Raw genomic sequence first — 3,731 nt, forward strand, 5'->3', positions numbered from 1 at the left:
CCCCGGCGACCCGGAGGCGATCCGCTTCCTGCTGACCCGTCACCAGGAATCGGGCGATCACGAGAGCATCGAGCGCGTGTTGAGCGTGCAGATCACCCGCGTCCCCGACGCCTCGGAACGCTCGGAGATGCAGCGCATCCTGGCCGAGACCATCGCGCGCGAAGAACACCGGGCGCAGGAAGCCGCGCGCTACTTCGGCGAGGCCTGCGAGAGCGACCCGCTCAACCACGGCGCCTTCCAGGGACTGCTGGGAACGCTACACGGCGTCTCGGACCCGAGCGCCCACGTCGATCTGTTTGCCCGCCGCGAGAAGGCGCTCGCCACCCTGCCCGTCAATCCCAATGTCGAGAACGCGCTCTTCGACGTGCGCCTTCGCCTCTTTGACCTGCTCTGGGCCGGCGGCCCGATGGCGCAGGATCGCGCGCGCAAGGTGCTCGATGCGGCCGCCTCACTGCGCCCCCACGACCCGGACCTGCTCCTTCGCGAGGCCGAGCTGCACGTGTGTAACGGTGAGTTCGAACGCGGCGCGCGCACCTATGGCGCGCTCAGCGAGAAACTTCCCGAAGGAAGCGAGCAGCACACGCAGGTGCTCTTCTCGCTCGCCGAAATCCTGCGCGGGCGGCTCGGGCGTCCCGAAGAGGCACGCGGCCACCTCCGGTCGCTCATGGCCTCGGGCGGCATGATCGACGAGGCCCACGTTCGCCGCGCCGGGCGCATCCTGGCAGAGATCGAACTCGACGGCGGCAACCACGCCGCTGCCTACCAGCTCTTCTGCGGCCTGCTGGCCGAGACCAACCCCGAGGAAACTTCCACGGTCTGCGAGTACGAGCTGCAGCTCGCCGCGCTGGCCGAGGACCTCGGACGCGACGAGGAAGCGCTCGAGCGCTACCAGCGCGTGCTCCAGCTCTTCCCGCGCTTCCGCAAGGCGCTTCGCGAATCGGCGCGCATCTATTCGCAGCTTGGCAAGTGGCAGCAGGCACTCAAGATGGAGTTCGAGTTCTTCCAGGCCTTGCCCGAGCACCAGCAGGGCACGCGCGAGGGCAACCGCGCGCGGCTGCGGCTGGCGCGCATCTACCGGGAGCTGGGCGATCTTGAGCGCGCGAGCGAGCACTTCCGCGAACTCGAAGGGCTCGACCCCGACGAGTTCGACGACGCGGTCGCCGTCAAGCACGAGATCGCGCTGCTGCACCAGAACCGCGGCCAGACCAACGAGGCCGCGCAGCACTGGCGCGAGCTGCAACGCCACTACAAGGAAGCCGGTGATGATTCCGGCTGGGCGAGCGCGGCGCAGCAGCTTGGCAAGATTGCCGAACTCGAAGGGCGCAAGGACGAGGCCGGCGAGCTCTACGCCGCCGCCGTGGCCCGCGACCCCGCGCTTCCCGAGGCGCGCAAGGCACTTGCGGCCATTCTCGAATCGCAGAGCCGCTGGAACGACGCACGCGAACACTACAGTTGGCTGCTCGATCACCCTGCCCCCGGCGCCAGCGACGCCGACAAGGCCGAGCTGGCCCGCGCGCTCGACCGCTGCGACCGCCACGCCTTCTTCGAGGGAGATCTCGAGTGAGCCGCGGATTCGACGAGGCCATCGAACGCTTCCTCACCTACCTGAATGTCGAGGCGGGACTTGCCGCCAACACCCTGAGTTCCTACGGCACCGACCTCTCCGATTTCCTGGATTTCTGCGAAGAAAAAAAACTGCGCACCCCCGGCGCGCTTACGCCCGAGCTGGCAAGTTCCTATCTTGCCTCGCTCGACAAGCGCGGGCTTGCCGCGCGCACCCGCGCGCGCCGGCTCTCGGCGCTCAAGCGCCTCTACAAGTTTCTCATCGAGGAAGGCGAGCTGAGCGAGAACCCGCTTGCGCTCATCGGCGCCGGGAGGCTCTCGCGCAAGCTGCCCGACGTGCTCACCCGCGAGGAAGCGCTGCGCCTTCTCGAAGCGCCCGACCTCGACACGCCCGAGGGCCTTCGCGACCGCGCGATGCTCGAGCTCCTCTACGCTACGGGCCTTCGCGTCTCGGAACTCTGCGGGCTGCGCGCCGCGCAGTTCAACGCCGATGCCGGATTTCTGCGCGTGATGGGCAAGGGCTCAAAAGAGCGCGCCGTACCTGTCGGCGATGCGGCCGTGCACTGGCTCGCGCAGTACGTTAAGACCGGTCGGGGCGAGCTTCTCAAGAAACGCCAGAGCGCGTTCCTGTTCGTGGGGCGCAAGTCGAGCAAGGCGCTCACCCGCCAGGCCTTCTGGCAGCGCATCAAGCGCCACGCGGCGGCGGCCGGGATCGAGAAAGACATCTCGCCCCACACGCTGCGCCACAGCTTCGCCACGCATCTTCTCGATGGCGGCGCCGATCTGCGCAGCGTCCAGGCCATGCTGGGGCATTCGGACATTTCCACGACCGAGATCTATACTCACGTCTCTCGCAAGCGCATTCGCGAGACGTACGACAGCTTTCATCCGCGCGCGCAGGCAAAGCGCAAGTAAGAGAGGACACGCCATGATCCAGGAATTTCCCGACCTGGGGATCCGCATGGTCTCGCGCTGGATCTTCAACACCTACATCATTGAAGACGGCGGCGACGGCGCGCCCTTCATCGTCGATGCGGGCCTGCCGATTACCGGTAAGGAAGCCTACAAGGCGTTTACCCACATCATGGGAAAGCGGCCCGAGGAACTGGCGCTGCTCACCGCCACGCACGCCCACTCGGACCACGTCGCGGGAATTCCCCACATTCACCACCACACCAGCGCGCCGATCCACCTGCACGAAAAGGTGAAGGACTACATGGCGGGCGAGAAAGCCCCCTTCCCCACCGCGCGCCAGCTCCTGTGGTACCGCAAGCTCTGGGGTGAGGGCACCTTTGAGTGGCAGGCACTCAAGGAGTTCGTCTCGACCGGTACCGAAGAAGGCGTGGGCGCCTCGGGGATCTTCCAGTTCTCGTGTCCGGTTCACGGCTATCTCGAAGACGGCCAGCGCGTGCCCGGCGCGCCCGATTGGCAGGTGATTCACTCACCCGGTCACACCGACTGCTCCATCTGTTTCTGGAACGAGAAGACCGGCACGCTGCTCAGCGGCGATTCCATCCTGAGCGTTCAGGGCAAGGGGTGGTTCAACCCCGTGCATGCCGTGCCGGGGAAGATGGCACCTACCGAAGAGCGCCTGCGCAAGTTGCCGGTGGAAAACCTGCTGCCCGGTCACGGCAAGCCCGTGCGCGGCCCGCGCGTGATGGGCGAGGCACTCTCGTTTCGTGAGCGGAGCGGCGAGGCCGTGCCCAACACCTGCGCGTTAAGGAACCTGCTCAAGCGATAGGAAACGGACATGCCGATCGACAACGAAATCTACAACCGTGAGGCCCAGCGCTGGTGGAACGACGATTCGCCGATGGCCACGCTACGCTCGATGCTCAATCCCGGGCGCTTCGGTTACTTTCGCAAGCTCATTACAGAAGAGCTCAAGCTTGAACCCGGCTCGCTGAAGGTCCTCGACATCGGTTGCGGCGGCGGTTTTCTGGCCGAGGAATTCGCCGGCCTTGGCTGCAAGGTGACCGGTCTCGACCCGGCCGCCGACCTGCTGGAGGCCGCGCGTGCCCATGCCAGGAACCGCGGGCTCACGATCGACTACGTCCATGGGAGCGGCGAGCAGCTCCCCTTCGAGGACGCTGCTTTCGACCTGGTCTACTGCTGCGACGTGCTCGAACACGTGAGCGATCTCGACAAGGTGATCGCCGAGACCGCGC

General features: G+C 66.4%; 4 protein-coding genes. All 4 read left to right on the forward strand.

Translation table 11 applies throughout. From position 1 onward, the window contains the following. On the forward strand, positions 1-1,564 hold a 1,564-nt coding region (locus tag KDH09_01960), incomplete at its 5' end, for a tetratricopeptide repeat protein (GenBank protein ID MCB0218433.1). 20 nt (positions 1,565-1,584) lie between these two features. Further along, positions 1,585-2,478, forward strand: coding sequence for a site-specific tyrosine recombinase XerD (gene xerD / locus KDH09_01965; GenBank protein MCB0218434.1), 894 nt, complete (start codon positions 1,585-1,587; stop codon positions 2,476-2,478). A gap of 13 nt (positions 2,479-2,491) precedes the next feature. After that, positions 2,492-3,304, forward strand: a complete 813-nt coding sequence (locus tag KDH09_01970; GenBank protein MCB0218435.1) for an MBL fold metallo-hydrolase — start codon at positions 2,492-2,494, stop codon at positions 3,302-3,304. Positions 3,305-3,313: 9 nt separating this feature from the next. After that, on the forward strand, positions 3,314-3,731 hold a 418-nt coding region (ubiG, locus tag KDH09_01975; protein ID MCB0218436.1), incomplete at its 3' end, for a 3-demethylubiquinone-9 3-O-methyltransferase.

Source organism: Chrysiogenia bacterium (assembly GCA_020434085.1).
Lineage (GTDB): Bacteria > JAGRBM01 > JAGRBM01 > JAGRBM01 > JAGRBM01 > JAGRBM01.

Bases quoted from the DNA above. Each gene is read 5' to 3' on its own strand.
- KDH09_01970 (MCB0218435.1), top strand. From the start codon at position 2,492: ATGATCCAGGAATTTCCCGACCTGGGGATCCGCATGGTCTCGCGCTGG.